Source organism: Brevibacillus sp. HD3.3A, assembly GCF_013284375.2.
Lineage (GTDB): Bacteria > Bacillota > Bacilli > Brevibacillales > Brevibacillaceae > Brevibacillus > Brevibacillus parabrevis.
The window spans coordinates 5,350,663-5,377,582 of the sequence record NZ_CP085874.1; the positions used below are offsets into that span (position 1 = coordinate 5,350,663).

Consider the following 26,920-nt stretch of genomic DNA (forward strand, 5'->3'; position numbering starts at 1 on the left):
ACCTAGCCCCGAAAAGATATGAGCCGGATGACTAGGTTAACCAGTGCTGCTTTCAGCATCGAGCATCGCCTGCACTTCCTCTCGAAGATGTGCGGGAACTTGGTCCATCTTCCGCCTGCCAGCCTTGACCAAACTGTAGTAAATTGCTGCCACTAAGATGTCCCTCCCATCTGCTCTTTCAATAGAAGCAACTCCTCATACAGTTGAGCAGTTGCCTCCATGATTGTGAGCTTGTCATTTTTTTCGGCGACCAGTTCCGCCTCCAGCCTGACAATCTTTTGTTCCGGCGTTTCCTGCTGCTTTTTGCGAATTTCCGTGATGGACTCTTGATTGCTGAACTTCATCAGTCAAAAGCACCCCCATATCCATAGACGTGGACTCGCTGCGTGGCAGAACCTTTTGCAAGGGTGACCCATACGCAAATAGCCCAGTCGGCTGCTGTCTTCGTCTTGTTTGTGAAAATGTAGCCGCGGCCACCGATTACGGCATTGCGAGCATCTTCCCAGGTAGGCGTAGCATCGAGATAGTTATTTGTGACCAGCACACTCTCGATCTCAGAGTCGGGCGGCAAGTATCGCTCCAGCGTGAACAGGATTCGCTCCGGCATGCCGTCTACGGTAAAGAAGGCAGCGACATCCGGGTTGTTGTAGTCCAGCATGAACTCCAGATGTGTCTCGGTGCGGGTAAAAGTGTAGACGCGCTCAGCTGAAATGCCTGCGCTGTCCGTGGCGATGATCTTCAACTGGTGCTGCACGTCGAGATCAAGCTTGATCCATGCATCATGTGTCAGCTCGAAGGTGTTCTGCTGACCATCTGTCCCGGCGAATGACCTGACTTGCTGGCCGTTTAGGTACTCGGTGAAGGTGAAGGAGTTGCCTTCCGGGTCTGCGGCTGAATATGTGACTGTCGGCCGCTCCGTAAGCGTTCCAAGGTCGCTGTTTTGACCGCTGATCGTAGGCGGACGGTTCCAGACCACGCGGAACTTGCGCGTGACTTCCGCGCTTTTGCCGCCTTTGTCGTCTTCGGCCCAGACTGCCAGCGTGTGATCGGTGTTCTCCGCCAGATCGACGCCAGCGACATCGACCGCGCCGTCCCACATCCTTTTGCCGCTGTACCTCAGATCGCGAGCAAAAGAAAGAGGCGTGCTGCCGTCAGAGATACCGGATTGCAACGCCCGTGCTGGCCCGCTATTGATTTTGTACCACGTTGTTACCACGTTGCCTGGATCGCCGTCCAGTGTACTTCCCGCGACTGAGAGAGTCGCGTTTTCCGTCAATGTCTGGTTGTCAGGCGTAGTCAGCGTAACGACTGGCTTCTTGTTCAGGTTCAGGACGCCATAGTATTTGACCGCGCCGCTCGCTTGGAAGAATGTCGGCGGCACCGAGAAATCAGTCTGGAACGACTGGTCGTAGAACGTCGCTGGCTTGGTGCCTGCGCCGACTGTGAACGGGCCAGAATATGAGACAAATTCGTTTGTCGACTCGATGCGCTTGATGTAGCCGCCGTCTTCGTAGGTGATCGTCAGCTTGCCGTTTTTGTCAGACGTGATGCTGGCATTCTGGCCTTTTACGATCTTCTTCGGCGTTGAGGGCCATATTATGCCTTCTACCGAGCTACTGTACCTGATCCATGGGTTAACAATGTCACTGGAATCAGTACCTTGCCATAAAACGTGTATCTTACCATTTGGAGTTGTAATTATTTGTGGTGATGATTGCAGGAACGCACCTAATGGGGCAATCGAAGACTGAAATGGATTGTTCCATCCTGTGCCGTTGTATGAAATATGCCCTATCCCGTAATTCGGCGTATTATTTTCGAATTGGACAGCTATAATTGGATATCCATCTTTTTTAAACGTTAGGTTGGGATTAGTCCAATTTAGTGATGTGAAATTGGCTGTTGTTAATTGACTAACCGCACTCGGAGTCCCTAACGTCCCGTCCGACAAAATCTGAATGTAGCCTGCGCGGATGTTGAAACTGTTCGGATAACTGCTGTTTTTCGTGCTGGCTGCCCACCAGAGTTTGGTGCCGTCAGGAGCGATGGCAACATGAGCGTTATTGTATGCTGTTTGGTTTATTTCAAGATCAATTTTCGTTAAAAGCGCAGTGTTTGTCTGCGTAGCAGCATCAAATGACCATGTGCTTAATTGGTTATGCACTCCAACGACGTATACTCTAGTTCCTTTTGAAGCAACCGCCAAAGAAGATATATTCACGCTCGTTATTGAACAAAGCTGAGTCCACGTCTTTCCGTTGTCGAGAGATTTATAAAAATAAGTATATCCAGTGGTATTATCCTTGGCCGCTCCAACCAACCACCCATTACTCAACCGAACAGGAGGAGCCATCTGCGATACGAGATAAGCCTGGTTGACGACGTTGACCGGGACATACAGCTTGCCGTCTTCCTGCTGAATCGTGAAGTTTCGTGTCACTTTGGCAGAATCATCGACGCCTTCATTGGCCCAAACCTGGATCGATGCTGTCTCGGCTGGCAGCAGGCCCGAGACGTCTGTGGAGCCATCCCAGAAACGGCCTTGGCTGTATGTGAGCGTTTTGCTGAACGACTTCGCAGTTACACCGTCCGAATTACCAAGTGCAATACTCTGCGTTGGCCCGCCAGCAACCGAATACTTGACTGACAGTGCCTGTCCAGCGTCTGCATCAGAAACGCTGCCTTCCAACTTGTATGTGCTGCCTTCAGTCAAAGTAAGGTTGTCAGTTGGCTGCGTGAGCGCAAGTGTCGGAGGCTTGTTGAATGCCACCATATAAAATGCATTCTCAGAATTACGATTATAGTAAATCTTGTCACCGGACATAGAAGCAGTGAATGTGGATACCGACTCAGGAAAAGTGTGCATGAGCGTTTTGGCACTGCCATCATAGTTCATCTTATAGATGTTTTTTTGGTCGGAAGTGCTGTAAAAAATAACGCTACTGCACAACTGCAAGCTGTATGATGCTTCTGACAGTAGTGTTACGGGATTCTTACCCGCGCTGTCTAAGCGATAAATACCTGTACTGGTTTGCAAGTAGTAGTATCCTGACTTTTTGCCGACTGAATACAAATATCCCGAAACGCCTGTCTCGGTTTTTGTTTGTGGATCACCCGTTGTAGACACGTATATTTTGTTGGATGACGGGTCTCTCGAAAACAATAAGCCATCAATCATCCGTATAGAGTCAACAGATAACGCGTAGTTGCTTGTAAAACCAGTAGCTGCAACAGTGCTATAAAGCTTATAGGCATCAAATGCGGACTGATGCCAGAAAACAGCTCCTCCCAGCTCACCGAGTAATGTGGACACACTTGGATAGCCATAAGAGTAGTTCTGTGGCGAACCACCAGTGATCGGCAGCTTGTTCAGTTGATATGAAGATCCTGTAGACGTTGAAAAGTAAATGAAATTCCTATCATTAGAGACAAAGAATCTGTCAAAAATAGTATACGCTCCACCAATTTCAGTGAATGCGCCTGTCCCTCTATTGAACGACCTAATTTTATCGCCAATCAAGCCATAAATCGTTTGGTCGTATGAATTATTTTCGAAGAATACACGATAGTTATAGAGCTTTAAACCGTATCCTGTTGCCATGTTCCTCCCCCTTTCCATGAAAAAAGCCGCTCGGGTGAGCGACTGTTGTACAGCTATACCTCCAGCCTGCTTTGCGCCTCGTTGTAGTAACCGCGTATCACTTTAATGCCGCTGATCGTGCTCAGATCATCCTTGAAGTGGTTGTACAGAAAGTTCTCCGGCAGCGTGCTCTCGATCACGTTCATACGTGTCTTCAGGTTCGATACGTCTGCGGTGAGTACGGCGATCTGTGCGTGCGCGTCTGCTATGCCTTGTTCCCAACGGTTTATGTCCACTTCGGTTACTGGGTCATCTTGTTTCCAGTCCATCTTGGCGTTGTACGGCATCCTACACGCCTCCTTTCACTTCGATAACAAAGGTCAGATTCACGAACTGAGCACCGTTCATTTCAATAGTAGCGATCTTTTCTGCGACGACCGCCCCAGTTCTGGTGCGCAGCTTTGCGCTGGTGATAACCGGAACGCTGGCAATGTGCTGCGCCGACACCTCCAAAGCAATCCCGTCTTGAATACCTGCAATCGGATGCTGCGCAATAGAAACTGCATGGATCGGAACAGAAACAGCATTATTCAGCAAGATGTCGCCGCCTGTCACCCGTGCCAACAAGTCATCTCGCATAGTTTGTAGGTAGCTTTGCGTGATCATCTGACCACCTCCTCGTATCGTTTGATTGGGGTCATCCCTACACGAAACTCACTGACCTTGTGGTACTCTTTAATTCCAACAACCAGCACGTCCCGAAGTTCAACTCTCTCCAGCGACACAGGCTCGAACGCAACCCCGTTGCAATGAACAGGCCGGATTTTCTCGACGGCCTGTACCGCATTTTTGGTATCGAATCGATCCTCAATCGGGTAAACGTACCGGATCACTTTCTTTTCAAAATCCTCGACCATTCGTACCTGCTTGAATGCTGACGAACTGTAGCCAATCGCCCGCAATACGCTTGGAGTAAAGCCAAGGTACGCCCAATGCTTCTGCCGTATATTCTTCCGCCGCTCCTCAACACCCAGCAGCTGCTTTTGACCAAAGTAAATCCAATCCCAAACATCCAGCCCCCAGGTCGCTGACCACGGATGGAACTGCCGCAAAACGTCTTCCCGCTCCGCGGCAAAAGCATCGACTGCAGTTGCTGCGCCTTCGAAATGATACTCCGCTACCTTGTTCTCGTACCATTGCGGCGGCAACATTTGCCTGTAGCGTTCTGGGATCATGTCGTCACCGCCAAAGCGAGCGAAGCGACAGAGTCAGCAGGCACGGTTAAATTGGCTTCCTGGCCGTTCAGCGTGTAATCCGCAAAGTCGACGACCCCGTCCACGAAAAAGAGCGCCCCGATCTGCTGGTACACGATCTGCGAACGCCCTTTCAAATACGTTTTCACCTGGGCAGCAATCTGTTCCTCGATCTTCGCCTGCTCAGCATCGGGGCGCAGCGCCAGCTTCACTGCAATCGAAACGGGATAAACCTTGGCTGGCAGCACCCGCAGTTCGTGCAAAGCCCGCCTTTTGTCTTCCAGCTTGGTACGCACAGTATTCGCCAGCTCTTCCGTGGCAGGCTGACCGCTCGCATCCGTGATGTACAGATCAATCGACAGATCGTGCCACGCCTTCTCCACAGCAACTGCTCCGCCTACGCCGTCAACGTTTCGCGCCCAGCGCTCATAGTCCTGGCGGCGGCCGTCGCCTTCTTCGGAGCGCGCTCGATCCAGCAAACGTTTACGATAGGCATCGTCAGTTTCTCCCTCATTGCGAGGGAGGCCAAAAAAGACGCCTGACGCGTCCAAATATTCACCGTCTGCCCAAGGAAGAAAGGCTTGCAAAAAGCCGTACTCCAAAAGCTGCTGCTGCTCGCTAAGCTCTTCGGCAATCGGGTAGGCCAAATCGTAGTGGATTTCCCCCTCTCCCGTAGCCGGCGGCGTCTCCCCGCGCTTCTGCGCGAGCACAGCCATCCGGTTCGCGATCCGCTGGTAAATCTGTTCGGGCGTCTCCCGCAAAATCGGCATTTCAGGTCTGTCTATCGTTGCCATGCATCCACCTCCAATCGGGTTGTGCCTCTTGTTCCTTCTATCTCCAGTTGCAAAATGACCCGGCCGCCCGCAAAGCGAATGTCCTGCACGACAGCGCGCTCAATCTCGCTGTGTGCCTCCAGCGCTTCCTCCGTCTGCGCCTTGATCGTCGGCAATGACAAACCGGAGCGCATCCGGCCTTTTTCCGCCAAAAAGTCCACCCCGTACCGCTCCGAGTAAATCGCGTAGCGAAAGCGGCGGGTGTGGAGAATTTTGTGCACCGTCTCCTGCAAGTATTCTGCATATGTTCTCGTGCGCAAATAGCGGCCATCTGGCCCTTGCTTCAACTGCTTCGTCTCCCAATCGAACTGATACGTCCAAGGAATCGGCTCGTCCGTTTGCGCCGTCAAAATGTCTTCCGTGCCCGTCAACTGGGGAAACATCATTCCACCACCCCGAGCAGGAGGTATTGATCGTTCGTGCAGGAAAGCAGGGCAACCTTTTTCCCTACGTCCTCCTGGCGCAACTCCGCAGAGCGCAAGGCGACAATTTCATCCGGCTCCAAAGGCGTTGGGTCTTCGTCGAGCTTGACGGACAACGGCGTGAGCGACAAAAGCTGTCCGAACTCCCCTCGGGTGTTCACCAGCCCGTCCTGTGTATATCCCCTGAGCTTTGCAATGACGGATTGCATGGTTACGTCCTCCTTTCCAGTTGCAGATCCATTGTGTATTGCCCGCCTTTCCAGTGAGCGTTGCAACTGGTGACGATCCAATCGGTAATGGTCTGATTGTTCTTTTCCATGATCTTGATCAGCCAGCCTGCGCGAAGCCTTGCCGCCTGCTCGTCCTCATGACGGACCGAGATCGACCTTGTCAGCGGGATTTTGGACAGCTCGGCAAGCTGCTTCGCTGCCAAAGCGGCAACATTTTTGTCCTCCCCGGCGTCGATGACCTTTTGCATGCGGCCAATTTGCTTGACGAGGCTCTCGTTCGCTTTCGTCGCACTGCTCGCCACCTTGTCGTCCTGGTAGCGCTCTGCTGTCACCACCGTGTACACATCCTCGATGCTCTCGCCTGTGGAGCTTGTTGAAAGCAAGCTTGCCTTGAACAGCGGAACGATCGGGTTTGCTCCCTCCGGCAAAACGGTCAGCTTGTCGCGCTGGTACTGCACGAAATAGCGGGCGCCTGTTTTCTCGTACGCTTGCTCGGTCAGCGATGTGAACAGAGCCGTATATGATTGGGGAGCAATGCGCTCTTTGGTCGTGAAGCCAAAAGGCGGGCAGCTTATGTTCACGCCCGCCGCCTTGATGACTCGCGCCAGCTCCGTTCCGGCATCGCCGTCCAGCTTGATGCGGGAGACTTCGTTTTTTTGCAAATACCAGCCAAGCTCGTAAGCTGTCGCGGACAAATCCCCAGTCCGATCGTCGCGATCGAGGCGGACAAGCGGACCGTGGAAGATTTGCTGCGCTTCTTTTAGCTGATCGCCGGAAAAGAGCATCAAAAAGCCCGCCGCTTGCAGGGGCGGGGCTTCCTTGATTTGCACACTCAACTGCCCGGCGATTTGCCCGCGGGACGATGACCAGGACAGCTCTGTGACAGCCGGGGAAAGGTCATATCGAGTCTGTTCCTTCCCATATATGACTTTCATCTCATCATCTCCGTTAAAATCCGTGTGCGTCTTCCAGCTTTTTTTGAATCCGCATGCGCATGTCCTCAGCCCGGCTGCTGCCAGCAGACTGAGTCATCGCCTTCTGCTTCTTCGTCTTTTTCGCTACCTTGCCGCTCGTATTGGGACGAACCGGCTGCTGCCGCGAGATGACGGCGCCAGGGGAGAGAAGCTGCGTCTGGTTGCTCCAGGTAATAAATTCGTCTTTTACAAACAGCGGCAGCTCAATCGAGCCGTGAAAATCGACGTTTTTCCCCTGAAACTTGCCATCGCACGGCCCGATCAGCACATTCCAGGCGAGATTCAACTCGTCGATCGTCAGCAGCACCTCTGATCCTGTCAACCGCTCCAATCCGGCAAGCCACGATCTCGGACCTTGGTAGCCTTTGACCTCGATGTAAGGAGCTGTAATGTCTCCCGGCAAAAAGAAATCGAAACTGATCGATTTCGGACGTCTGGCCGAGATGCGATTGGCGGCGAGCAACGTGATCGACGTGGTGCCTTCGACATCGTTACCGTAGCCGCGAAATTGGATTTCGGCTGGAGTGACCGGGAATGTCAGTGTGTATTTGCCTTGCATGCGAATCATGTCACCACTCCTCCTCTTGTCTCCAGCGCGTCCAACAGTGCCCTCTCGATGATCGCTCTGATTCTTTGGCTGACAGTTGGATCATTGAGCATTTTCAGCATCGTCGGAATATCTTGCAGCACACCGTCCGCCTGCAAAGAAATTGTCAGTTGTGGGATCGTCAAGGAGACGCTCTGTGTTTTTGCATTCGGATTTCCTGCTGGTGAATAGGCAGGGGCAGTTGACCTTTGCGGCGCTGCTTGAGGTGCGCGTGTCCTGCGCCGCTCCTTTCCGAAAAGCTGCTGCTTTTGTGCTGTATCTCCTTCTTTCGCAAGCGACCTGTTCTGCCACCAATTTTTTGCTGTGTCATAGATCGCGCCTCCCGCCATAGAACCTCCGAAGCCACCAATGATGCCGCCGATCGCTCCTCCGATTGCTGTCCCAAGTCCCGGAACAATGGAGCCTACAGCAGCTCCCATCGCCGCGCCAGCAGCTGCGCCTCCCCATCCACCAAGCGCTTCTGCACCTACTTGTGCTGCCGTATCCACTTTATTTTCCGATCCGGCGATTGTCGCAACACCGAGCAAGGTTCCAACGAGCGGTACCCTTCTCAATCCTGCCTTCGCGATCTTTTTCCAGGAGCCTTTTCCTCCGGCTTTTTCGGTTTTATCCGCTTTCTCTCGGCCGCCACTATCCAGTTCAGTCATGTCCGGCAGTTCAGGCATCATGTCTAGAGGAGAAGCACCTGGCACAGCTGCACTGATGCCAAGAGGAGCTGCGCCTGCGACTGCGACTGCACCAACTGCGGTTGCATTGCGGTTGCCTCCCGTCTGCTTGTTCGCTTCATTACCAGCAGCAGACTTGTTCGACCCGTTCCTGTTTTTATTGCTGTTATTTTTTTTGTTACCCTTATTGTTTTTGTTGGATTTATTCCCCTTTTTACCACCTACGCCAGAACCGTCGCAGCAGCAACAGCAGCAGCACTCTCGTTTTCCTCCTGCATCCGGATTGAGCGGTTTTTCTTCCTCCGCTGCTTTTCCTTTTTTGCCTATTCTGGCTATAAGCCCCCCTACCGTAGTGAAAAAAGCTTTCGTTTTCGTCCAGATGTTTGTTGCAAGGGCACCGACTGTCAAAATGACGGTCACAGCCGTTACCGTATATACGGCACCTTTCCTTACCGTCTCATCCCAACTGTTGAACCAGCCGGTGAAAAGTGCAGCTGTTTTGGAGACCAGCGCAGTGACACCCGACAAATCGCTAGTTACTTTTCCGATCGCGTCCATCGCCTCATGCTTCGCCTCTGCCTGAGCCTGAAGCGTAGCAAAAAACGGGTCGGCCTGGGATGAAGCTGCATATGCTTTATCTACCTCGTTATTCATCTCTGGCTTCATATCGCCGGAGGCAATCTTGACCGTCTTCTCCACAATATTTCCCGAATCGCCGCCCAGACTGGCCATGGCTTTTTGCTGTTCCGCCGCGTTCGAAGAGGCAGCAATCAGCATCATCATTTTTCCCAATGCGATTCGCTGCTCGTCTTTGTCTGTAGAAGCCAGCCCTATAGCAAGCCTTTTGGAATCTTCCTCGGCTCTTTGTTGTGCCATGGCTTTTTTCTGCTCGTCGGTTAGTTTCTTTTCCGGGTCAGACTCCTGAATTTGCTTTTCGTATTTGGATGCAAGAAGCTGTACAAGTCCACCATTGGCGTTATATTCCTGACCCTTGATCAACAGGGCGCCAAACTCCTTGCTATTCAGGGACAGCTGGCTGATTTCTCCGACCACGGCAGCCAGTTTCTCTGGGGTATTCAGCATTTTGCCATTCGCTGTGTTGAATTGCGCGAGGGAATCTACCAGCTTGAGGCTAAGATTGCCTGCTCCCGCATTGTTCATATACTGAAGCGCATTCGCCAGTTGTTCAGGTTTGGCATCAGCCTGTGTTGCGGCGCCAATCGCTGTCATCATTCTTACACTTTCTTCCCCGGCAAGACGAGTCGTGACAGCCAGTCTTGCTGCCTCTTCCACCATTTTGGGATCGACGTTCCCGCTTTTTGCAATCAGAGCCATCGCCGCGGGTTCGGTCAGATAAGGATTGAGCCTTGTCAATTTCGCGGCCATCTCTTCGAAAACTCTCATTTCCGCAGCGCTTTTTCCACTGCCTGCATAAATAGCCCGCTCTTGCCCCGCAGCCTTGGCTTCCGTTTTGACTCCATCCATCGATGTGCCAAAAGCAACACCATTCCAGAGTCCCCCTAAGTTGGCCCACTCCTTTTTCATGTCGTCAAACTTGGGGGCAATGTCTACAAATTTGACTTTAGGCTTCACTTTGTTCAGCTCATCCATGCTGGCCCTGACTTTCTGAACGTCGCTCTTCATTCGACTAAGTCCTGCGGAGAGCTTATTGGTCATGCTCTGCATTTCCCGTCCTGCTCGGCCTACTTCCTTGGTCATCGCGCCCATTTCGTGCAGCATGCGCTTCATTTCCGAACGCGTGTCTTTCAATCTAGCAGCATCTGTTGCCATTCATTTCACCTCCTGTCTTAACTGTCATCCAACTTCCTTTTATATCCTAAAGCGGGATCAGAAAAAGCCAAGCCCCTTCACCCGGCCCTTTCCTCATCCTCCAGCTCGACCATCTGGCAAGCCATCACGAACAGCTTTTGCTTGTACGCGTCCACATCGTACTCCAACAGATCCGACGGACGGCCCCGGCCTCTTAAAAAAGCGCGGCACATGTGCCAAGCCTCTCCGTCAGATCGGATCAGTTTTTTGCTTCTTCAATGGCCTCTTCTTCCGACTGGCCTGCGTTTACATCGCGCACTGCCTGGAGCAGCTTGCTGTATCCCTCAGGATTGTCGCGGAAAATTTTCTCCACCAGCTCGTACTTCGTTCCGGCCTTGTACGCCTTTTTCAGCTCTTCCTGGTTCCACGGAAACTCATGCTCGGTCGCCTTGACGATTCGGGCATCGTTATAGAGGAACCAGTCCGTTTTTTCTCCCTTGTCTGCCATGCGCTCGCATTCGCGCAGCTCGGACAGGTTCAGTTGGCGTACTTTCCACTCGTCGCCGTCGATGACGACAACCACCTCTTTGCGCGGCGCTTGTTCATTCGCTTTTGCCAAATATTTTTGCAGTTTGCTCATGTCTCTTCCTCCTATTCGATGTAAGCTGGCAATTCATCCAGGTAGTCCGGCTTGTCGATGGACATCCCTTTCAGGTCGTAGGTAGCGTGATCGTTGCCGTCTGCCTTCGCTTCCCACAGCGTGATTTCTTCCGGATTCAACACGATGTTGGAAATGCGGACGCGCTCGGAGTTGCCCGCTTCCTTGTCCAGCGTCTCTCCAATCAAAAACGGCAGCACAGGCGTTTTGCCCTGGGTCAATTGCTCGACGCAGTAGTATTTCAAAGCGGCGTTGGTAGCCGTAATTTTCAGCGTGACCTCTACATGCCAGTCATTGACCGTCTGGATTTTCCCTTTTTGCAGACGGTTGGTGTCGCCGTACTCGACCTTGAGGACCATTTTGCCCTCCAGTGTTCCGTAGATCGGATCTCCATTTTCATCGTAAACTTGGCAATTTTTCAGTTTGATATCGCGTGCAATAGCCAATTACAGCACCTCCCAGTCAATGTCAAAGTATTCGATCGCATCCAATGGCTTGGCCGACAGCAGGAAGCCGCGGCGATCGCCGTTTCCGTTCTTTTTGTCTGTAAACGTCCAGCCTGTCTCAATCGCGCCTTGCTGCTCGCGCACGGTCAAATAAGTGTTGACCGCAGACACAAACACCGCACCGCCCAGGTCGTTGTTGCCCAGCTTGCCTTTGTACTTTTTGCCGACTGCATTGATGTCGTTGACGATCTGGTCGAGCGTCATGCTGACGCGGATTTTGCCGTAATCTTCCCGCTCGTGTGCACCCAAAACAGCCAACGTGTTCACGGCGCTCTCGATGATGTACACCTCGCCGTCACGGGTGGCGACCAAGGTTCCCGAGCTGAGCGCTTGCAAAATGTCGGTGTGGCCCCAGTCTTTCAGCGCTTTTTTCAGCGGCACGACAACCGCCGTCAACGATTCGTGCGCAGGCGTCGCCGCGATCATGCCCGCTACCCATGCCGCCCACTGCAGGCTGCCATATGTGTTTCCATTGTTGTGCTGGCCAGCGATGGCGCAATTGACGACATAACGGGCATTTTGCGCGACAGAGCGCTCCACATGCTTCTCCATGTTTTCATCGTCCGCAGCCTTGCCGCCAATGACCAGCGTGCTCAGCTTTTTGCCCAGCTTGCGGCGATCGCTCATAAACTGCTTGGCCGCTGCCTGCACGGAAGCATCGTCGAACGGCAAGTACATGGCGTCAAAATCCGCACCGGAAACAGCCATGAACAGCTTGCTGGAATCCGCTGCCGAGAGTGCCGCTGTCCCGCTGGTGCCGCCTGTCAAATTCGCTTCGGAAGCTACGGCAATCGCCGCATCGCCCAGCTTTTTCACGCGCAGGTAAAGCGACTGGCTTGTTTTCGCCACCAGCTCATCTGCATCCGCAAACGAAAACTTCTCGGTTTGCAGCGGCCCTTTTACTTGCAGCTCCTTTTTGCCCGGCTCGGAAGTAGAAGCGACGATGACGACGCGCAAGTCGTTGCCCAGCAAGCCCGGATAAAGCGCCTCGATCCGCACGGCATTCGCCTGCTCGTAAGCTGCCTTCGCCGCTGTTCCGTTCGTCATGCGATACGCCAGGACGGTTGCCCCGCCTTCTGCCGCCAGTTCGACCGTATCCGCTTTGCCAAACGTTTGCGCCATGCGCTCCTCGTAGCTGCCCAGCTTCACCAGTTCATCCGGCGCTCCCCACTCTGCCTGGTACGGAACCAGAACAACACCGCTCTTTGGTACTACTCGTTCTTTTGCCTTTGCGATCAGTTCGACCGTTACGCCCGGCCGTTCACGTTGAATTGTCATGCTTACACCCCGCCTTTGTATTTGGTCAATCGATTTTTTACTTGCCCTTCCGACAGCTGCTCGTTGTCTGCCGCCATAAAAAGAGCGCCTGCTACCTCGAACCGTTCGGCTTCCAGATAGGCGGCGCTCAAAATCCACTCCTGTTTTGTTTTCACAACATCAGGTTGCTGCTCTTTTTTTGCCACTAGGAACGTCCCTCCTCAATCTCAAATTCGTTGATGGTCGCTTCCGCCGCTTTCGGCACCGTGACGACGTACGTAAACCGAAACGCAATTTCCGTGCGATCCCGCTTATCCCGCCAGATTCGCAATGTCGAGCTGTCGATGTCGATGGACAAATCCGACGCCGTACCGCGATAGCTGTACTGCGACTTGCGCAAAAGCTGGCGCAGCGGCTCGTCCGACAGCCTCTGGTACACGCCAGCTGTTTTCGGATAATGCAGCACGATCCACGCCTCTGACTGCACTTGATAGGAAGCATGGCTCCTGCCCGTCTCCCCGATGCCTTGCGTCAGCAAAAACGCGGCCGGTGCGGAAAAACGCTGAGCCATCCAGTCGTCGACGTTGACGACCGTTGCCAGCTGCGGATAAGCTTCCCCGATCAGTTCGGAAAGAACGGACAACTCGCGATCCTCCATCCTCCCACCTCCCTTGGTTGCACTGCTTGCCTGCTGTTTGTCACATGCCAGCTCCCTCCTTCGTCGGATTAGCGAACAGGAAAAGCCACCCGGCAATTGACCAGATGGCTTCTTGTGTCTCTTACTTGATTCGCTTGAGTCCATTATAACCTTTTGCGCGGATCAAAATGGATTTTTCACGTAAGTGTCAGGGAGTGTCAGCTCTTGTCAGCCTTGTTAGCCAGTGATTCGCCCGCCCTTTTGGAAAAAGCCGCTCGAAGATCGTTCCAGCTCTTTCAACGATTCCAGCTACTTCATTCCAGCTCCAAAAAAAAAAGCCCGATCCTGGCATGTCGCGCCAAAATCGAGCTTCTCGCATCTTCTGCGTATTCACTTTTCGCTTTTTCATCCCGTCTGCTGCATTTCATCCCCGTACATCGCCCACGCCATTTTCAGCACAGCACTCCGCTTAATCTCGTAGTAGCGTTGGCGGGACACCCCGATCGCTTTGGCGATCAAATTGTTTTTCTCCCCATCCAGCAGCGCTTCCACAATCAGTCGCTCCTGTTCGCTGCGAATCGTTTCTACCGCTCTGTTGATCCGCTCGATTTTGTCCTGCAAATTTTGCAGCCGCTTCTGTTTCCGTTCCCGGCGAACGACTTCCGCGTGTGTTTTGTCGCTGTGGGAGCCTTGGCCTTTTGGCATGGCCGAATCCAATCCGTACTGGCTGACCATGCCTTCCCCGGCTTCCCGCAAATAGCGCTGAATGCGGACAATCTCGATTTGCATGTAGCTGTAATCGCGAATTTCTTCTTCCGTCTTTTGCAAAACAGAGAGGGCTGGAGCCAACTCGTGCAAATCAAAGCGGACTTCCCGTTGTTTACTCGCCTCTTTCTGAATCGGCCGTGCTGGCTTTGCTTGCTGCTGCTGCAAATATCTGTCCCACTCCGGGCACGATTCAATTTTGCCGATATGCTGGTCATGGACCTGGCAATGCGTCCGCTTCCCCCAGCACGTCGCCGGGCAACCTTCGCACACCGCTTCCATCAACATGTCTTTACTGATCAAAGTTGTCGTCGTCATTCTCTTTCCCCCTCGTTCTCTCGTAAAAGCTGTAGAGATACATCGTTTCGTTTTGCTGCTATCTATCTTTTTCGTACCTTTTCTGCTAAAATGCTCTGCCCGATGATCACTCCGACCAACAGGGCGCAAGCAACGATCAATGCTGCCTGTATCATCTCTGCAAAAATCCCCTTCCCCCATGGAATGATATGGAAACAAAGGACAGCGCCGACTCCTCAACTATTCTTGCGGATGCTGCTTTTCATGGGCAGGAGGATCGATTTTTTTCTCACTCGGTTCTGCCTCCTTCTCTTTCTCCTTGTTCGCCTTCAACTGCACATCCAAAATGTTGTTGATGCGAATCTGCAAATCGACATGCTTGAATGTCACTACCAACACGAGAAAACAAACGACCACAGCGAGCACCTGGACATAATCCATCGACATCATCGCTGCCCATCCTTACTTTGAATCAATAGGCGCTCTCTGATCGTGCTTCCTCGGCTGAGCTTCGTGCTTGTCCATTCGCCTGCCAAAACGAGATTCTTCTTCGGGGAGAGCACAGGGAACTGGCTCGTGAGTACCGCTTTGCACTCTCCTGACCGTCCTCTGCGCACTCGGCAATGAGAACTCTCGCCTATGCAGCCGATACGGCCTATCGCTTGTTTTTGCATACTCTCACTCCTTGCCTGATTCCATTTTTGGAAATAAGATAGTTTGCTTCCCCTAAAAGATAGACAGGAACGTTTGTTCTCTTTGTTAGTACAAGTATCTCATACAATTCATTTCAGTTCAAGTTATTTCCAATCATTTTTTTCCTTGACTTTTCTTGATCGAACGGGGTTAAATGCCCCTGTATTTATTGCAAAATTCCGCATAAAAAGAAGCGCGATTCTCTGGAAAAGAACCGTGCTTTGAACGATAGCCACAACTCGAAAAGTATACCACTCTCATACTTCGTTGGTTACGTAATGCTTTCTTGCTGCCTTTCTGCCTGAGCGTTCCCAACTACGCCATCCACCATGTATAGCTGAAAAGCCGTGCGCAAAAAACGCAAAAGAGCCAGCGTCTCCACCCGATGCAGAGAACGCTGGCTCTTTTGCATTATTCCCCCAAGCTTCTTCCGTTCTACTCAATCCCAAATGTTCGGACGTTCGATTCCCATCGTCCTCATGTAATCGAGCAACTGCCCGGTATGAACCGATTCATGGTACGCAATCCGGAGCAGCATGTCGCCCAATGTCCTGACGTACCCGACATCGGAACGGTCGATGCGGATGCTCTCCAGGTCGCTTTTGTCCAACTCTTTGACAAAGGCGAGAAACTCGTCCCGATACGGCTTAGCAAAAGCCAACTCTTCCTCAATCGAGGTGAACGGCTTGGTGTCATACGGATTCGGCAGAGCAGACAGAGCGGAGCTGCCTCTTTGAATCAAAATCTGATGGTACAAAAACTCGCCCTCGATGACGTGCCGGATCATTTCCCCGCAAGTAAACGCTTTGTTGTCGGGCTTCCAATCCAGCTTGTCTTCCGGGATCGCCCTCCACACCTTGATGCTGCGGCGTCTGACTTCCTCGAAATTCAGAATCAAAAGATCAGTCGCATTCATGTCTGCTCCTCCTCTCATTGCCTGTGCTTTAGTCTTTTTGATACAGATCGCACGTCTTCACGTGGTCATTTACCATCCCTACTGCTTGCATGAACGCATAGCAGATCGTCGAACCGACAAACGTAAACCCGCGCTTTTTCAAATCCTTGCTCAGCTTGTCGCTGATCTCGGTGGAGGCAGGCACATCTTTTAGCTCCTGAAAGTGGTTGTGAATCGGCTTGCCGCCAACAAACGACCAGATGTAGCTGGAAAAGGAGCCGAACTCCTCCACGACCTTGAGAAAGGCGTGAGCATTTTTGACGACGCCCCTGACTTTCAGCTTGTTCCGCACGATGCCCTCATCCTGCAAAAGCTGCTCGATCTTGTCCTCGTCGTACTGCACAATCTTTGCCGCTTCGAAGTTGTCAAAAGCCCGGCGGTAGTTCTCCCGCTTTTTCAGGATCGTGTACCAGCTCAGCCCCGCCTGCGCGCCTTCCAGATTCAAATATTCAAAGAGCAGCCGGTCATCGTAGACAGGCACTCCCCACTCATGATCGTGATAATCCAAATACAACGGGTCCTGATTCACCCAGCCACATCGATTCATCAAAAGGAACCTCCCAGCAAATACGAACATATATTCTTGTACAAAGAATATACAATCTTTGGCTATTCTGCAAGTTATTCTTGCTCATTCTCGCAATTTTTCTCCCAAAGCAAAACGGTCATGACCGTTTCGTTGACCGCAAGCGCTCACATCCCATTTCATAAAAAACGTCGAGACGTTTTTCACACAAAAAAGACCCTATCAGCGCAATAGGGCCTCCTCTCTTTGTTCACGCTCGCAAAATCACCGCGCGCGGTGAAAAAAAACGCTCAAGCCGTCAAAATAATCGGCTTGCCGCGCGTTATGACGACGGTGTGCTCGTACTGGGCGGTGTAGCTTCTGTCCGGCGTCACCAAAGCCCAGCCGTCCTTCCCGTCCTGCACATACTCGGCTCCTGTGGAAATAAACGTTTCGACAGCGAGCACAAGCCCGTCCGTCAGCAGCCGTTTGTCCCATTTGTCGTAGTAGTTCAGGATGTCCGTCGGCTCCTCGTGCAAGCTTTTGCCGATGCCGTGGCCTGTGAGGTTTTTGACGACCGTAAATCCTTTTGCCTTCGCTTCATTGTGGACGATGCGCCCGATCTGGCTCAACTTGGAGCCAGCCCTGGCCGAATCCAGCGCCTTGTACAGCGACTCCTCTGCGCATTTGCACAGCGCCTGCTTCACAGGTTCTCCCTGTCCCACGACAACCGAAGCGCCTGTATCCGCAAAGTAACCTTCCAGCTCTGCGGAAACGTCGACATTGACGATGTCGCCTTCCTTCAATACCGTTCCATCGGGAATCCCGTGCGCCACAACATGATTCACGCTGATGCACGTCTGCCCGGGGAAGTCGTACGTCACCTGAGGTGCGGAGCGCGCGCCGTACTTCGCCAAAATATCGCCGCCGATCCGGTCCAGCTCTTTTGTCGTGATCCCCGCCCGAACGGCCTGCAGCATCGCTTCTCTCGCTTCTGCCACGATTCTCCCGATCCGTTGCAAAGCGAGCAAATCGTGCTCATTTTGAATCGACATGTCATTTCCCCCTTCATTAAATATATGGCCAAAATTTATTTCCAGCTCCGCTCCCATTTATTGGAACACACTTCCGCGCAAATCGCAAATGCCAAAGGCTTGAACCAAACGGCAAGCCAGGCGCGCTAGGCCGGACTGACCACGTACTGTCCTCCCCCTGCCTGCTGCCTAATAAAGCTGATCGAGACACGATTGAACTCTTCCGGCTGATCCACATTGACGACATGGCCGCAATTGTCCAGCATGCAAAGCTGGGCGTGCCTTCTGCGGCTTACACACGACTGGACCGAGGGCAAAAACATATAGTCCTCATCTCCCATGATAAAAAGCGCGGGAATCGCAGGCTCTTTCGTCAGCAGCCCCGCGAGAAACGCATTGATTCCGTACGTCAGCCTGAACCAGCGCTTGAACTCCTTTTGACAAAGCTTTTTCGCTTCTCTGACAAATAAGGAGCGGGATTCGCGATGGCGTTCCCGCGGCATGATCACCCAGGCAAACAGCTTGTACAGCCACATGTACGGAACGATATGCTTGACGAGATTGCCCAGCGCAATCAAGATTTGCGAGCGCAAGTTCAGCTTCGTCACGGCTCCCGCCAAAACCATCGAGCGTATTTTTTGCGGCGCAAGCTCGGCGATGATCTGGACGATGATCGTGCCCAGCGACACCGCTACGAAATGAGTGGAAGCAATGTTCTCGTGCTTGAGCACCTCAATGATATCTTTGCTGATGTCTTCAAACGTGTATTTAGCCCTGGGCTTCCCCATATGCTGCTTCGACTTGCCGTGACCGCGCAAATCGACGAGGAGAATATTGAAATGCTCTTTGTAAGCTTTGATCTGTTTATACCAGATGGATGAGCTGCCGCCCGCCCCGTGGACGAAGGTTACCCATTCATAGGCATCTCCGCGTATGTACGTCTTATAATGGATCACTTATATCCCCCCAGAGTATTATAGCGGAGGGATGCTGCATGTGAAACATTTTCCATTTTATTGAAAAGAAAAAGGCAGGATGCCTGCATTCCCGCAGCTCCCTGCCTTGCCTGTACAGCCATGTTTTACGCTTTTCTTTTCCTGCGCAACTGATAGTACGTCACCGCAAGAGCAAGCGCCAGTACCGTTCCTTTAATAATATCGTAGGCGTAATACGGCACGTTCAGCATCGTCATGCCGTTCAGCAACACCCCGATCAAAATCGCGCCGACGAACGTACCAAATACGTTCGGCTTGCCCGCGCCGAAAACGGAGAAGCCGACAAACGCGGCCGCCACTGCATCCATCAGCATCGAGCCGCCGCTGCTCACCTGGCCCGTACCGATCCGCGCTGCCAAAAGCATCCCGCCCAGTCCGGCGAACAGGGCAGACAACACATAAGCGAGCGTGCGATAGCGATTCACGGGAATGCCGGAGAGACGCGCCGCTTCCAGATTGCCGCCCGTCATGTACAGCATCCGCCCTTGGCGAGTATACGCCAAATAGACGTGTGTGACCGCGACCAATAAAAAGGTCAAAATGACGGGAACAGGCAGGGATAAAATTTTGCCTTGTCCGAGCCAGAGGAACCATTCCTGGAATTTCCCCGGAGCCATCGAACCGTCTTCCAACGGCATGTTGGCGTAAATCGAGTAGCCTTTTGAATAAGTCATATGAAGTCCGTTGACGATGTACAGCATCGCCAGTGTCGCCAGCAGATCGGGAATGCGGATTTTGACGACCAGAAAAGCGTTGACCAATCCGACAATCAGACTGAGCGCGATCGGGACGACCAAAGTGGCAAACACGCCCTGCTCGTACCAGACCATCATGGAAGCCGAAACGACTGTGGTCAACGACACCGTCGAACCGACAGACAAGTCGAAGCCTCCGACAATCAGTGAAAACGTAACGCCAATCGCGACGAACGTTACGATCGAGATGGAACGCAAAATGTCCGTGATGTTGTCGTACGTGAAGAAATACGGATTGGTCAGACTGAACAACAGCATGACGATCACAATTACTGCGACTGTACCGTATTTGTAAATAAAATCAAACAAGCTGAATTTTTTACCTTCCACCTTACTCACCCCCGCTGGCATAATACATCATCGTCTCCTGTGTCGCGTCCGCGCGGCTCAGCTCCTTGACGATTTTCCCTTCAAACATGACCAAAATCCGGTCGGCAATGCCCAATACTTCGGCAAACTCGCAAGAAAAGTAGAGAACGCCCTTGCCCTGCTCCGCCAGCTTTCCAATCAGGCGGTAAATATCGCTTTTCGCCCCGATGTCGACGCCTTTGGTCGGCTCGTCGAACATGAACACTTGCGCATCCGTATCCAGCCATTTGCCAATCGCGACTTTTTGCTGGTTTCCTCCGCTGAGGTAGCCAACCAGCTGTGTGATGTCTGCCGTCTTTACGCCCAGACGGCTCACCAGCTCCCTCGCCTGCTTCGCTTCTGCCCCTCTGCGGACAAATCCGAGCCGCGACCACTTCTCCAAAGCGGAGACAGACAAGTTGTTCTGGACAGATTCCTCGACAAAAATGCCTTCTTTGCGCCGCTCTTCCGGTACGAGGACGATTCCCGCATCAACAGCGTCCTTTGGCGACCGCAGCCGCACCTCTTTGCCGTTCAGCCTGACTTGTCCCGCCTCGGCGGTATCCGCTCCGAACAAAAGTCTCGCCAGTTCCGTCTTCCCGGCTCCAACCAGCCCGACAATCCCGACAATCTCGCCTTCGCGAACGCTCAAATCGGCGCGGCGAACCTTGCCGCCAACCACTCCCGCAGCTTCCAGAAGCACCCCGCCTACAGGCACTTCGACTTTCGGGAACTCTTCCTCGAAGCTTTTGCCCAGCATGTTGCCGATGACCTCATCCATCGTCGTGTGGGACGTCTCGCTCGTCACGATCAGTTGACCGTCCCGCATGATCGTGATTCGGTCGCATATCTCAAAAATTTCCGGCAGGCGATGGGAAATGTAAATAATCCCGACACCCGCTTTTTTCAACTGGTCAATGATGAGAAACAGCCGCTCGCTCTCCTTCGTGCTCAACGGAGCTGTCGGTTCGTCAAAAATGACGTACTTCGCTTTTTGCACGGTCGCGCGGGCAATCAGGATCAGTTGCTTTTCGGACAGCGTACATTCCTCGACGAGCATGCGCACAGGGATGGAAAAGCCGAAGCTCTGCAAAATGCTTTCCGCTTCCTTGTGCAAGCTCGGCCAGTTCATGAATCCTTTGCGGCCTGCCGAGACAATCTGATCGAGCAAAATGTTTTCCGTCACGCTCAAGTACGGGATCAGCGCCGTATCCACTTCCTGGTACACGCACTGGATGCCTAAAGCTTTCGCATCCTGGGGCGATTGGATCGACACCTCTTTGCCGTCAATCGTGATGCTCCCCCCGTCAGACTGATACGCGCCCGTCAAAATTTTCATCAAGGTACTTTTCCCCGCTCCATTCGCTCCTAAAAGCGCATGAACCTCGCCAGCCTTGACCTCAAAATCGACCGAACGCAGCGCAGGAACGCCGGAGAACTGCTTCACAATCCCTTTCATCTGCAAGCTGGACACTTTTCGCCCCCCCCTTAAATAAGCAAGATTCCCGTTGACTGATCAACGGGAATAGCCAAATCAACCAGCTTTATATGCTTACTTGCCCCACTCTTTCACGTACTGGGACAAGTCGCCCATTGTCACTTTTTTGTCCTTAGGCAAATCTTCTTGTTTCACCAGCACCGGATTCAGCTTCACGCTGTCTGGCACTTGCTCGCCTTTGATTTTTTGGAAAATAGCCGCTGCGTGAGTGCGTCCGATGTTCGATGGATCTACGGCTGCAGTCGCTGCCCATGGCGAATTTGCTTCCTGGATCAGTTGCAGGTCTTCATCACTCAGGTCGATGCCGTATACTTTGATTTCTGTGCGGCCTGCTTGCAAGATCGCACGGGTTGCCCCTTTGGCAAATTCATCCCAAGATGCCCATACAGCCGTGATGTCGCCTTTGTTCGGATATTTTTTCAGGATGGCTTCCATCTGTGCTTGGGTATCCAGCGCCGTGTTGTTTGTCGCGGAACCGAAAGCGGCGACTTCCTTGATATCCGGATATTTTTTCAGGAACGCTTCATAAGTCACCTGACGTTTTTCCATCGGGGCAAAGCCTGCCACCCAAATTTTCACGATGTTGCCTTTGCCGCCGGAATCTGCCGCCAGCTTTTCCAGGCTCAGCTCTGCCAGCTTGTTGTCGTCTTGCTCAACAATCGGCACGCCAGGCAGCTTGATGTCTGTGTCGAACAGAACGACCGGGATTTTTTTGTCGACAGCTTTTTGCGTACCTTGTTGCAACGCTTCCGCTGTACCGTGGTCGATCAGGATGCCGTCGAAGTTTTGGTTGACCGCAGCGTCAAGATTCGACGCCATTTTCGACAAATCCGTATCTGCGTTGAATACTGTCAGCTCTCCGCCGTTTTTCTCGACTTCCTGCTTCACACCGTTAATGTATTGAGCCGAAAACGTTCCTACATTTTGGCGCATGATCAGGGCAATCCGCTTCGCTTTTTCGCCGGAAGCGCCGTTTGCCGCCGTGTTTTTCGTATCGGCTCCGCCGCCGCACGCGGTCAAGGCCACCGATACTGCCAGTACGAGTGATGTGATAAGGCCCAGTTTCTTTTTCATCGAAAAATCCCCCTTTTTCTTTGTTCCTTGTTGTGCTGCAAGCTGAGGAGGCGACGACCTTCCCTTTCCAAAAGGAAAAGCCTCTTTCAACAGATGAAAGAGGCTTGATCGACAAGATTCGCGCCTCTTATCTGTCAGGTATCGCTACCTGTTGGAGTTAGCACCTTGGCTCGCAAGACATTGATCTTGCCAGCTAGGTTGCCGGGCGTCATAGGGCCATTCCCTCAGCCTTCTCTGGATAAGAGTAGTTATTATTTTCGAAACCTTTGTATTAGTATATAGAGACTATAATCCGTGTTTTACCCATCTGTCAACTAGGTTTTTAAAACTTTTCTCCTTTAAATTTATTCCGTCGGCGCGTCCAAATTTTGGAGGAATCGTGTAGGCTCTTGTCGAAATATCGTAGATTGAAGCAGCCATGCAAATTTGCGATGGGGATGTCCGATGATTCTACTAAAAGAAGTAATTTTGCAGATGTTTTTTGCTCTGACGCCATTTGTCCTGTTCAATATTTATTACCGCGACCGAATGCGCAATTACAGCCGCGCTTTCATTCTTGTGACCAGCTCGATTTGCATGTTTCTGGCCATGACCTTCGCGACCAGCGTCTCGGAAGGCGTGATTTTCGATATCAGGCACATCATCGTATTTTTTGCCCTAGTCTATGGGGGAGTGCGGATCGCGCTGGTCTTGCTGATCGAGTCCGCGCTATACCGCTATTATTTGGGTGGTGAAGGCATCTGGCTCGCGCTGCTTGCCCTGGTTGTCACCTTTTCCATCTCCCTCCTGATGTATCGGCGTTACAAAGCCAGTTATCGGAAAACACTGTATATTTTTTTGACGGGCGCGCTCTTTTCCCTGGTAGCTTTGGGGTTGACCTATCTATACTTTCCCACCTATGTATCCCATCATCCTGCCTACTACTTGTTCGTGATCCCCGTTCAAAACTTTGTCGGAATTTGGCTTTTGTTGTCGCTATTTAGCAAGTGCGTATCCGACAAAGAACTGTTTATTCGACACGCCCAAAATGAAAAAATCGAAACGATGAGCCATGTCGCCGCATCGCTTGCTCACGAGGTGAGAAATCCGCTCACAGCGGTCAAAGGATTTTTGCGCCTGATCCAGGAAAATCCTGAAAATATTACGAAAACCGATCAGTACATCCGCATCAGCATGGACGAAATCCAGCGGACGGAAGCGATCCTGACCGAGTATCTCGCTTTGTCCAAGCCGCTCAAGGAGCGCACCGAGCTAATCAACGTATGCGACCAGCTTTACGTCGTGCGGGAAGTCATGCTGCCTTTTGCCAATATGCACAATGTCGAGCTGGAGCTGCAAGCTTATGAAAAGCCTGTCACGATCCTGGCCAATCCCGACGAGTTCAAACAAGTCTTGGTCAACTTCATCAAAAATGCGATCGAAGCTTGTGAGGAGACGGTCAACGGCAAAGTGTCCCTCTCGCTGTTCATTGAGAAAAGCAACGCCATGCTGATCATCAAAGACAACGGCATCGGGATGGACGAAGGCCAGATCAAACGCCTCGGGTCCATTTATTTCTCGACGAAAACAAGCGGAACCGGTCTCGGGCTTACGTACTCCTATCACGTCATCCACGCGTTCGGCGGGTCGGTAAGCGTGTCCAGCAAGCCAAAAGTCGGCACCAAATTCACGATCACGTTTCCGTATCACGCGCAACCCTAGCCGTCAGTCGAGTGATCTGGGCTTAAACGAGCGACCTGGTCATGAATACTTGCTCGGCCATCACCTCAAAACCTGCCCTTTGCAAAATACGGATGGCCATTTCGTTGGAAACTGGCAAATTGACCGTGAGGCGATACAGCTCCTTGTCCCATGGCGAAAACACATGGGCAAGAGCACTTCTGACAATCGCCTCCCGGTCGGCCCGTTCCGGCCTTGCCTCACACTGAAACAGCAAAGCTGTCGTTTGTTTTCCGTTTTCAAAAATCCGTCTGTACAAGGCATAGCCGATTACTTGTTTGTTCTCATCGCGGACGAGTACCGCTTGCTTGTTCTCAATCGTTCTCCACTGAATATCCCAAAGCGGTTTGGTCCAAAAGTCCAATGAATACACGTCATCCGGCATGCCTTCAAGCAATTCGTAGGACGGACTTGCTTCCTTTTGCAAAGCGGAAAGCACGCCTTCTTCTGTGGAAGACGCCTCGACGTTTTTCAGCGAAGTTGGATGTGACCGCTTGTGGTCATGAGCTTTTTGTTCCAGAAAAATCGACTGGTCACAGACGGCGAAGCCTATTTTCTCGTACAAGGCTATCGCCCTGTCGTTCTCCCGAATGGCGACCAGCGCCGCAAGCTGTACACCCTGCTCCCGATATATTTGCAAAGTCGCTTCCATCAAGGCTTGGCCGACTCCGCTCCGCCTATGCTCCGGCGCTACCCCTGTCCCACCATTCCACCCAACTTTTTGCCCGTCCCGCTCCCAAATTCCATTCAGTACAATTCCGGCAGGCTCGCCGTTTACAAACGCAACCAGCGAATGCGTTGGCGACAACTCTTCTTTCCCCATTTTCCAGATGAGCGTGTCCGCCGTCTTCGACTGATCGAAAAAGTACCCGGAAAACCCTCTGTTGTAAGCTAAAACAGTCTCTGCCACCGTACATTGCTCCATTGATTTCAAAACCAGCACAGCCATTCCTCCTCGGCTTGGATGACATACGCGTTTATTTTATCAAATAATTTTAAATTGATAAAATATTTTTGATTAAAGGATTTGCAAGCGAGTATCTTCGGCCGTAAGAAAACACCAGCGGCCTCTTCCGGCTTTTTTCTTGCTCAGCCAAATAGTCGCAGGCAAAAGGAAATGTTACATAGAAAAGACCGCCTGACCAAACCGTTCTGTCAAGCGATCCGTGACGATCCTTCCGCATGTTTGATTGCTCTGTTCCCTTTTTCTAATGATGAACGGGCGGCACTTGTTGCTCGTTCTTCGGATGTTTTTCAAAAAACAGCAAATCGTTTTGCCGGTTCAATGTAGCTAAAAATACTTGCTCAACCGCGACGCCGCTTTTATGTAGCTCCTGCAAAAGCCAGTTTTCATCCCGCTCGCGATAGGTCAACACTTCTGCGCATATTTTCCCCTCGATAATCACAGGCAAGGAAATGCCTGTCGAAGCCGTCTTGATTTGCAAATCTTGTCTCGTCACGGTCTGCTGTGCCGATTTTTTCAAGACCGTCAAACGCCCGTTGGCCTCGATAATCGCCATATCAATCTCGGCGAGATCGAAAATATCTTTTTCCCGCAGCATTTGCAGCACGTTGTCGAGGGAATAGCGGATTTTTTTCAGCTGATCGACGAGAAACTCGCCGTTGTAATAAACAACCGTCGGCTCAAACGTGACCATTTTGCCAAAGCGCCTGGAAACGACCGACCATTGCGACACGATTCGTTGCAGCACGCCCAATGTCACAATCGCGACAGCTATGGGGATATGGTGGACGTTCGGTTCGGCGATATCGGCCCCTGCCACCGAGCCTAACGTGATGATCACCATAAAATCAAAAACAGGCAGCTCGCCAATCGAGCGTTTTCCCATGAATAGCGTCACAACCAACAATAGCGGCAAAATCGAGCAAACCCGCCCGATCACGATCAAGCTTTCACTGAACAGCTCCACCCACTTGTGCCCCCTGCTCTATGCCTTTCTTCATTTTACTATGTAAAGTTTTGGAAGCAATTATACAAGTTCGCCGATCAAGAAAGGCCGTTTCCCGATTTCCCGAGCTGACGGCCTTGAAAAAGACGTTGCTATTTTCATATAGCAGAAAATTTTCCATTATATGGACCAAAAAATTATATGCTCCCCAGCCGCTGCGATGTTTTGTGGGCAGCATCCTGCACGCGCTCGATCAAATAGTTCAACCGTTCTTCTTTCAAATCAAAGGTGACGATTCCGATGCTGAGAGCACCGATTACTTTTTGCGTATAATCAAAAATCGGAGAGGCAACAGAAGCAGTATTCTCTGTCCGTTCCGCAAAACTCACCGCGTAACCAGCCTTGCGAATCTGGGCCAGCTTCTCCATAAATGCAGGCGTCTCCTCCTCGCCGACGAGTTGAAGCACGGTCTGCCTCGCTTCCTCCTCTGGCATGTGCGCCAAAACGACCTTGTTCGCTGCACCGATGTGCATCGGGATGCGCAAGCCAAGCTGATCGTAGATGCGAATATTGTGCTGGCTGTCCACTCGATCGACCACGATCGACTCCAAACCGCTCGGCTGGCTGAAATAAACGCTTTCCTCGACTTCTCTGGCCAGCTCCTCAATCATCGGTTTGATCACTTTGCGATAATCGATCCGATCCAGGACGCGAAGTCCAAACTCCATCCACCTGATTCCCAACGTGTACTGCTTCGTCGCCGCATCGTGCTCCACCAAATCGTGATTCATCAAAGTGTACAGGAGGCGATAAGTCGTACTCACCGGAAGCTGGCATTCTTTCGCCAAATCGTTGATGGTCCACCACTTTCTATGCTCGTCCGACGCAAGTGCCGTCGCAATCGCCATCGCCCGATCAAACGATTGAATCACTGTCATTTCCCCTTTTTCTATGTTCTCGTCTATCTCATATCTTAAACT

At 52.0% G+C, this 26,920-nt stretch carries 32 protein-coding genes and 1 riboswitch; of the genes, 1 reads left to right on the plus strand and 31 read right to left on the minus strand.

Translation table 11 applies throughout. The annotated features are described in order from the left end of the window. Positions 1–36: 36 nt before the first annotated feature. The 28 genes from HP435_RS29175 to HP435_RS25140 form a co-directional block, all read right to left on the minus strand. Positions 37–153, minus strand: coding sequence for a CD1375 family protein (locus HP435_RS29175; protein ID WP_255679188.1), 117 nt, complete (start codon positions 151–153; stop codon positions 37–39). Next, the gene (locus HP435_RS25015; protein ID WP_122963790.1) at positions 153–344 is read right to left on the minus strand and encodes a hypothetical protein; all 192 of its coding nucleotides are present in this window, start codon (positions 342–344) and stop codon (positions 153–155) included. Before HP435_RS25015 ends, HP435_RS29175 begins: the two co-directional genes overlap by 1 nt. Then, positions 344–3,601, minus strand: a complete 3,258-nt coding sequence (locus tag HP435_RS25020) for a DUF5050 domain-containing protein (protein WP_229049756.1) — start codon at positions 3,599–3,601, stop codon at positions 344–346. Before HP435_RS25020 ends, HP435_RS25015 begins: the two co-directional genes overlap by 1 nt. Before the next feature lie 53 nt (positions 3,602–3,654). Further along, complete coding sequence (locus HP435_RS25025) at positions 3,655–3,927, minus strand: hypothetical protein (protein ID WP_173597638.1); 273 nt, start codon at positions 3,925–3,927, stop codon at positions 3,655–3,657. 1 nt (position 3,928) lies between these two features. Continuing rightward, complete coding sequence (locus HP435_RS25030) at positions 3,929–4,246, minus strand: hypothetical protein (RefSeq protein ID WP_173597639.1); 318 nt, start codon at positions 4,244–4,246, stop codon at positions 3,929–3,931. Then, positions 4,243–4,815 (minus strand): hypothetical protein, encoded by a 573-nt coding sequence (locus HP435_RS25035; RefSeq protein WP_173599377.1) that lies wholly within the window; start codon positions 4,813–4,815, stop codon positions 4,243–4,245. Before HP435_RS25035 ends, HP435_RS25030 begins: the two co-directional genes overlap by 4 nt. After that, a complete protein-coding gene (locus tag HP435_RS25040; protein ID WP_173599378.1) occupies positions 4,812–5,627 on the minus strand; it encodes a baseplate J/gp47 family protein in 816 nt (271 codons plus the stop codon). Before HP435_RS25040 ends, HP435_RS25035 begins: the two co-directional genes overlap by 4 nt. Further along, entirely contained in the window at positions 5,615–6,049 is a 435-nt protein-coding gene (locus tag HP435_RS25045) for a DUF2634 domain-containing protein (protein ID WP_122963783.1), read from the minus strand. The genes HP435_RS25040 and HP435_RS25045 overlap by 13 nt, the downstream gene beginning before the upstream one ends. Next, the gene (locus tag HP435_RS25050) at positions 6,049–6,297 is read right to left on the minus strand and encodes a hypothetical protein (protein WP_173599379.1); all 249 of its coding nucleotides are present in this window, start codon (positions 6,295–6,297) and stop codon (positions 6,049–6,051) included. Before HP435_RS25050 ends, HP435_RS25045 begins: the two co-directional genes overlap by 1 nt. 2 nt (positions 6,298–6,299) lie before the next feature. Then, the gene (locus HP435_RS25055; RefSeq protein ID WP_173597644.1) at positions 6,300–7,253 is read right to left on the minus strand and encodes an XkdQ/YqbQ family protein; all 954 of its coding nucleotides are present in this window, start codon (positions 7,251–7,253) and stop codon (positions 6,300–6,302) included. A 13-nt stretch (positions 7,254–7,266) separates the two neighbouring features. After that, positions 7,267–7,860 carry a hypothetical protein gene (locus tag HP435_RS25060; protein WP_173599380.1) on the minus strand — a complete coding sequence of 198 codons (594 nt, stop codon included), beginning with the start codon at positions 7,858–7,860 and terminating at the stop codon, positions 7,267–7,269. Further along, positions 7,857–10,355 carry a hypothetical protein gene (locus HP435_RS25065; RefSeq protein WP_173599381.1) on the minus strand — a complete coding sequence of 833 codons (2,499 nt, stop codon included), beginning with the start codon at positions 10,353–10,355 and terminating at the stop codon, positions 7,857–7,859. The genes HP435_RS25060 and HP435_RS25065 overlap by 4 nt, the downstream gene beginning before the upstream one ends. Positions 10,356–10,432: 77 nt before the next feature. Then, complete coding sequence (locus HP435_RS29180; RefSeq protein WP_255679189.1) at positions 10,433–10,567, minus strand: hypothetical protein; 135 nt, start codon at positions 10,565–10,567, stop codon at positions 10,433–10,435. 26 nt (positions 10,568–10,593) lie between these two features. Beyond that, positions 10,594–10,974, minus strand: a complete 381-nt coding sequence (locus HP435_RS25070; protein WP_122963778.1) for a phage tail assembly chaperone — start codon at positions 10,972–10,974, stop codon at positions 10,594–10,596. A gap of 11 nt (positions 10,975–10,985) precedes the next feature. Further along, positions 10,986–11,438: a hypothetical protein gene (locus tag HP435_RS25075; protein WP_063231751.1), complete on the minus strand. Its 453-nt coding sequence runs from the start codon at positions 11,436–11,438 to the stop codon at positions 10,986–10,988. After that, entirely contained in the window at positions 11,439–12,776 is a 1,338-nt protein-coding gene (locus HP435_RS25080) for a phage tail sheath subtilisin-like domain-containing protein (RefSeq protein WP_173599382.1), read from the minus strand. Between the two features lie 2 nt (positions 12,777–12,778). Next, entirely contained in the window at positions 12,779–12,961 is a 183-nt protein-coding gene (locus HP435_RS25085) for a hypothetical protein (protein WP_122963776.1), read from the minus strand. After that, complete coding sequence (locus tag HP435_RS25090; RefSeq protein ID WP_122963775.1) at positions 12,961–13,413, minus strand: hypothetical protein; 453 nt, start codon at positions 13,411–13,413, stop codon at positions 12,961–12,963. Before HP435_RS25090 ends, HP435_RS25085 begins: the two co-directional genes overlap by 1 nt. Positions 13,414–13,797: 384 nt before the next feature. After that, positions 13,798–14,475 (minus strand): hypothetical protein, encoded by a 678-nt coding sequence (locus tag HP435_RS25095; RefSeq protein WP_229049757.1) that lies wholly within the window; start codon positions 14,473–14,475, stop codon positions 13,798–13,800. 219 nt (positions 14,476–14,694) lie between these two features. After that, positions 14,695–14,904 (minus strand): hypothetical protein, encoded by a 210-nt coding sequence (locus HP435_RS25100; protein WP_122963772.1) that lies wholly within the window; start codon positions 14,902–14,904, stop codon positions 14,695–14,697. 514 nt (positions 14,905–15,418) lie between these two features. Beyond that, a complete protein-coding gene (locus HP435_RS25105) occupies positions 15,419–15,559 on the minus strand; it encodes a hypothetical protein (protein WP_167470267.1) in 141 nt (46 codons plus the stop codon). Positions 15,560–15,586: 27 nt separating this feature from the next. Continuing rightward, complete coding sequence (locus HP435_RS25110) at positions 15,587–16,063, minus strand: DinB family protein (RefSeq protein ID WP_122963770.1); 477 nt, start codon at positions 16,061–16,063, stop codon at positions 15,587–15,589. A gap of 28 nt (positions 16,064–16,091) precedes the next feature. After that, on the minus strand, positions 16,092–16,649 hold the full coding sequence (locus HP435_RS25115; protein WP_122963769.1) for a DNA-3-methyladenine glycosylase I: 558 nt from the start codon (positions 16,647–16,649) through the stop codon (positions 16,092–16,094). 269 nt (positions 16,650–16,918) lie between these two features. Further along, complete coding sequence (map, locus tag HP435_RS25120; protein ID WP_122963768.1) at positions 16,919–17,662, minus strand: type I methionyl aminopeptidase; 744 nt, start codon at positions 17,660–17,662, stop codon at positions 16,919–16,921. A 125-nt stretch (positions 17,663–17,787) separates the two neighbouring features. After that, complete coding sequence (locus HP435_RS25125) at positions 17,788–18,597, minus strand: alpha/beta fold hydrolase (protein WP_173599383.1); 810 nt, start codon at positions 18,595–18,597, stop codon at positions 17,788–17,790. A 125-nt stretch (positions 18,598–18,722) separates the two neighbouring features. Beyond that, on the minus strand, positions 18,723–19,721 hold the full coding sequence (locus HP435_RS25130) for an ABC transporter permease (protein ID WP_122963766.1): 999 nt from the start codon (positions 19,719–19,721) through the stop codon (positions 18,723–18,725). Position 19,722: 1 nt separating this feature from the next. Continuing rightward, entirely contained in the window at positions 19,723–21,213 is a 1,491-nt protein-coding gene (locus tag HP435_RS25135) for a sugar ABC transporter ATP-binding protein (RefSeq protein ID WP_173599384.1), read from the minus strand. A 78-nt stretch (positions 21,214–21,291) separates the two neighbouring features. Next, positions 21,292–22,311, minus strand: coding sequence for a sugar ABC transporter substrate-binding protein (locus HP435_RS25140; RefSeq protein WP_063231736.1), 1,020 nt, complete (start codon positions 22,309–22,311; stop codon positions 21,292–21,294). A 124-nt stretch (positions 22,312–22,435) separates the two neighbouring features. After that, a riboswitch (SAM riboswitch) is annotated at positions 22,436–22,556 on the minus strand. Between the two features lie 199 nt (positions 22,557–22,755). Between HP435_RS25140 and HP435_RS25145 the strand changes: the two genes are divergently transcribed. Continuing rightward, the gene (locus HP435_RS25145) at positions 22,756–24,012 is read left to right on the plus strand and encodes an ATP-binding protein (RefSeq protein ID WP_167470266.1); all 1,257 of its coding nucleotides are present in this window, start codon (positions 22,756–22,758) and stop codon (positions 24,010–24,012) included. Positions 24,013–24,034: 22 nt separating this feature from the next. On the opposite strand, the gene HP435_RS25150 is transcribed toward HP435_RS25145, so the two are convergent. From HP435_RS25150 to HP435_RS25160, 3 genes are all read right to left on the minus strand, one after another. Further along, positions 24,035–24,973, minus strand: coding sequence for a GNAT family N-acetyltransferase (locus HP435_RS25150; protein ID WP_173599385.1), 939 nt, complete (start codon positions 24,971–24,973; stop codon positions 24,035–24,037). Between the two features lie 265 nt (positions 24,974–25,238). Next, on the minus strand, positions 25,239–25,961 hold the full coding sequence (locus tag HP435_RS25155; RefSeq protein ID WP_173597654.1) for a DUF421 domain-containing protein: 723 nt from the start codon (positions 25,959–25,961) through the stop codon (positions 25,239–25,241). Between the two features lie 176 nt (positions 25,962–26,137). Further along, positions 26,138–26,872: an IclR family transcriptional regulator gene (locus tag HP435_RS25160; RefSeq protein WP_122963757.1), complete on the minus strand. Its 735-nt coding sequence runs from the start codon at positions 26,870–26,872 to the stop codon at positions 26,138–26,140. Positions 26,873–26,920 lie beyond the last annotated feature (48 nt).

What these genes read in the sequence shown, in the direction of transcription:
- HP435_RS25015 (WP_122963790.1), bottom strand. Translation starts at nt 344, where the DNA reads ATGAAGTTCAGCAATCAAGAGTCCATCACGGAAATTCGCAAAAAGCAG.
- HP435_RS25020 (WP_229049756.1), bottom strand. Translation starts at nt 3,601, where the DNA reads ATGGCAACAGGATACGGTTTAAAGCTCTATAACTATCGTGTATTCTTC.
- HP435_RS25025 (WP_173597638.1), bottom strand. Translation starts at nt 3,927, where the DNA reads ATGCCGTACAACGCCAAGATGGACTGGAAACAAGATGACCCAGTAACC.
- HP435_RS25030 (WP_173597639.1), bottom strand. Translation starts at nt 4,246, where the DNA reads ATGATCACGCAAAGCTACCTACAAACTATGCGAGATGACTTGTTGGCA.
- HP435_RS25035 (WP_173599377.1), bottom strand. Translation starts at nt 4,815, where the DNA reads ATGATCCCAGAACGCTACAGGCAAATGTTGCCGCCGCAATGGTACGAG.
- HP435_RS25040 (WP_173599378.1), bottom strand. Translation starts at nt 5,627, where the DNA reads ATGGCAACGATAGACAGACCTGAAATGCCGATTTTGCGGGAGACGCCC.
- HP435_RS25045 (WP_122963783.1), bottom strand. Translation starts at nt 6,049, where the DNA reads ATGTTTCCCCAGTTGACGGGCACGGAAGACATTTTGACGGCGCAAACG.
- HP435_RS25050 (WP_173599379.1), bottom strand. Translation starts at nt 6,297, where the DNA reads ATGCAATCCGTCATTGCAAAGCTCAGGGGATATACACAGGACGGGCTG.
- HP435_RS25055 (WP_173597644.1), bottom strand. Translation starts at nt 7,253, where the DNA reads ATGAAAGTCATATATGGGAAGGAACAGACTCGATATGACCTTTCCCCG.
- HP435_RS25060 (WP_173599380.1), bottom strand. Translation starts at nt 7,860, where the DNA reads ATGATTCGCATGCAAGGCAAATACACACTGACATTCCCGGTCACTCCA.
- HP435_RS25065 (WP_173599381.1), bottom strand. Translation starts at nt 10,355, where the DNA reads ATGGCAACAGATGCTGCTAGATTGAAAGACACGCGTTCGGAAATGAAG.
- HP435_RS29180 (WP_255679189.1), bottom strand. Translation starts at nt 10,567, where the DNA reads ATGTGCCGCGCTTTTTTAAGAGGCCGGGGCCGTCCGTCGGATCTGTTG.
- HP435_RS25070 (WP_122963778.1), bottom strand. Translation starts at nt 10,974, where the DNA reads ATGAGCAAACTGCAAAAATATTTGGCAAAAGCGAATGAACAAGCGCCG.
- HP435_RS25080 (WP_173599382.1), bottom strand. Translation starts at nt 12,776, where the DNA reads ATGACAATTCAACGTGAACGGCCGGGCGTAACGGTCGAACTGATCGCA.
- HP435_RS25090 (WP_122963775.1), bottom strand. Translation starts at nt 13,413, where the DNA reads ATGGAGGATCGCGAGTTGTCCGTTCTTTCCGAACTGATCGGGGAAGCT.
- HP435_RS25095 (WP_229049757.1), bottom strand. Translation starts at nt 14,475, where the DNA reads ATGACGACGACAACTTTGATCAGTAAAGACATGTTGATGGAAGCGGTG.
- HP435_RS25100 (WP_122963772.1), bottom strand. Translation starts at nt 14,904, where the DNA reads ATGATGTCGATGGATTATGTCCAGGTGCTCGCTGTGGTCGTTTGTTTT.
- HP435_RS25105 (WP_167470267.1), bottom strand. Translation starts at nt 15,559, where the DNA reads ATGCAAAAGAGCCAGCGTTCTCTGCATCGGGTGGAGACGCTGGCTCTT.
- HP435_RS25110 (WP_122963770.1), bottom strand. Translation starts at nt 16,063, where the DNA reads ATGAATGCGACTGATCTTTTGATTCTGAATTTCGAGGAAGTCAGACGC.
- HP435_RS25115 (WP_122963769.1), bottom strand. Translation starts at nt 16,649, where the DNA reads ATGAATCGATGTGGCTGGGTGAATCAGGACCCGTTGTATTTGGATTAT.
- map (WP_122963768.1), bottom strand. Translation starts at nt 17,662, where the DNA reads ATGTCGATTCAAAATGAGCACGATTTGCTCGCTTTGCAACGGATCGGG.
- HP435_RS25140 (WP_063231736.1), bottom strand. Translation starts at nt 22,311, where the DNA reads ATGAAAAAGAAACTGGGCCTTATCACATCACTCGTACTGGCAGTATCG.
- HP435_RS25145 (WP_167470266.1), top strand. Translation starts at nt 22,756, where the DNA reads ATGATTCTACTAAAAGAAGTAATTTTGCAGATGTTTTTTGCTCTGACG.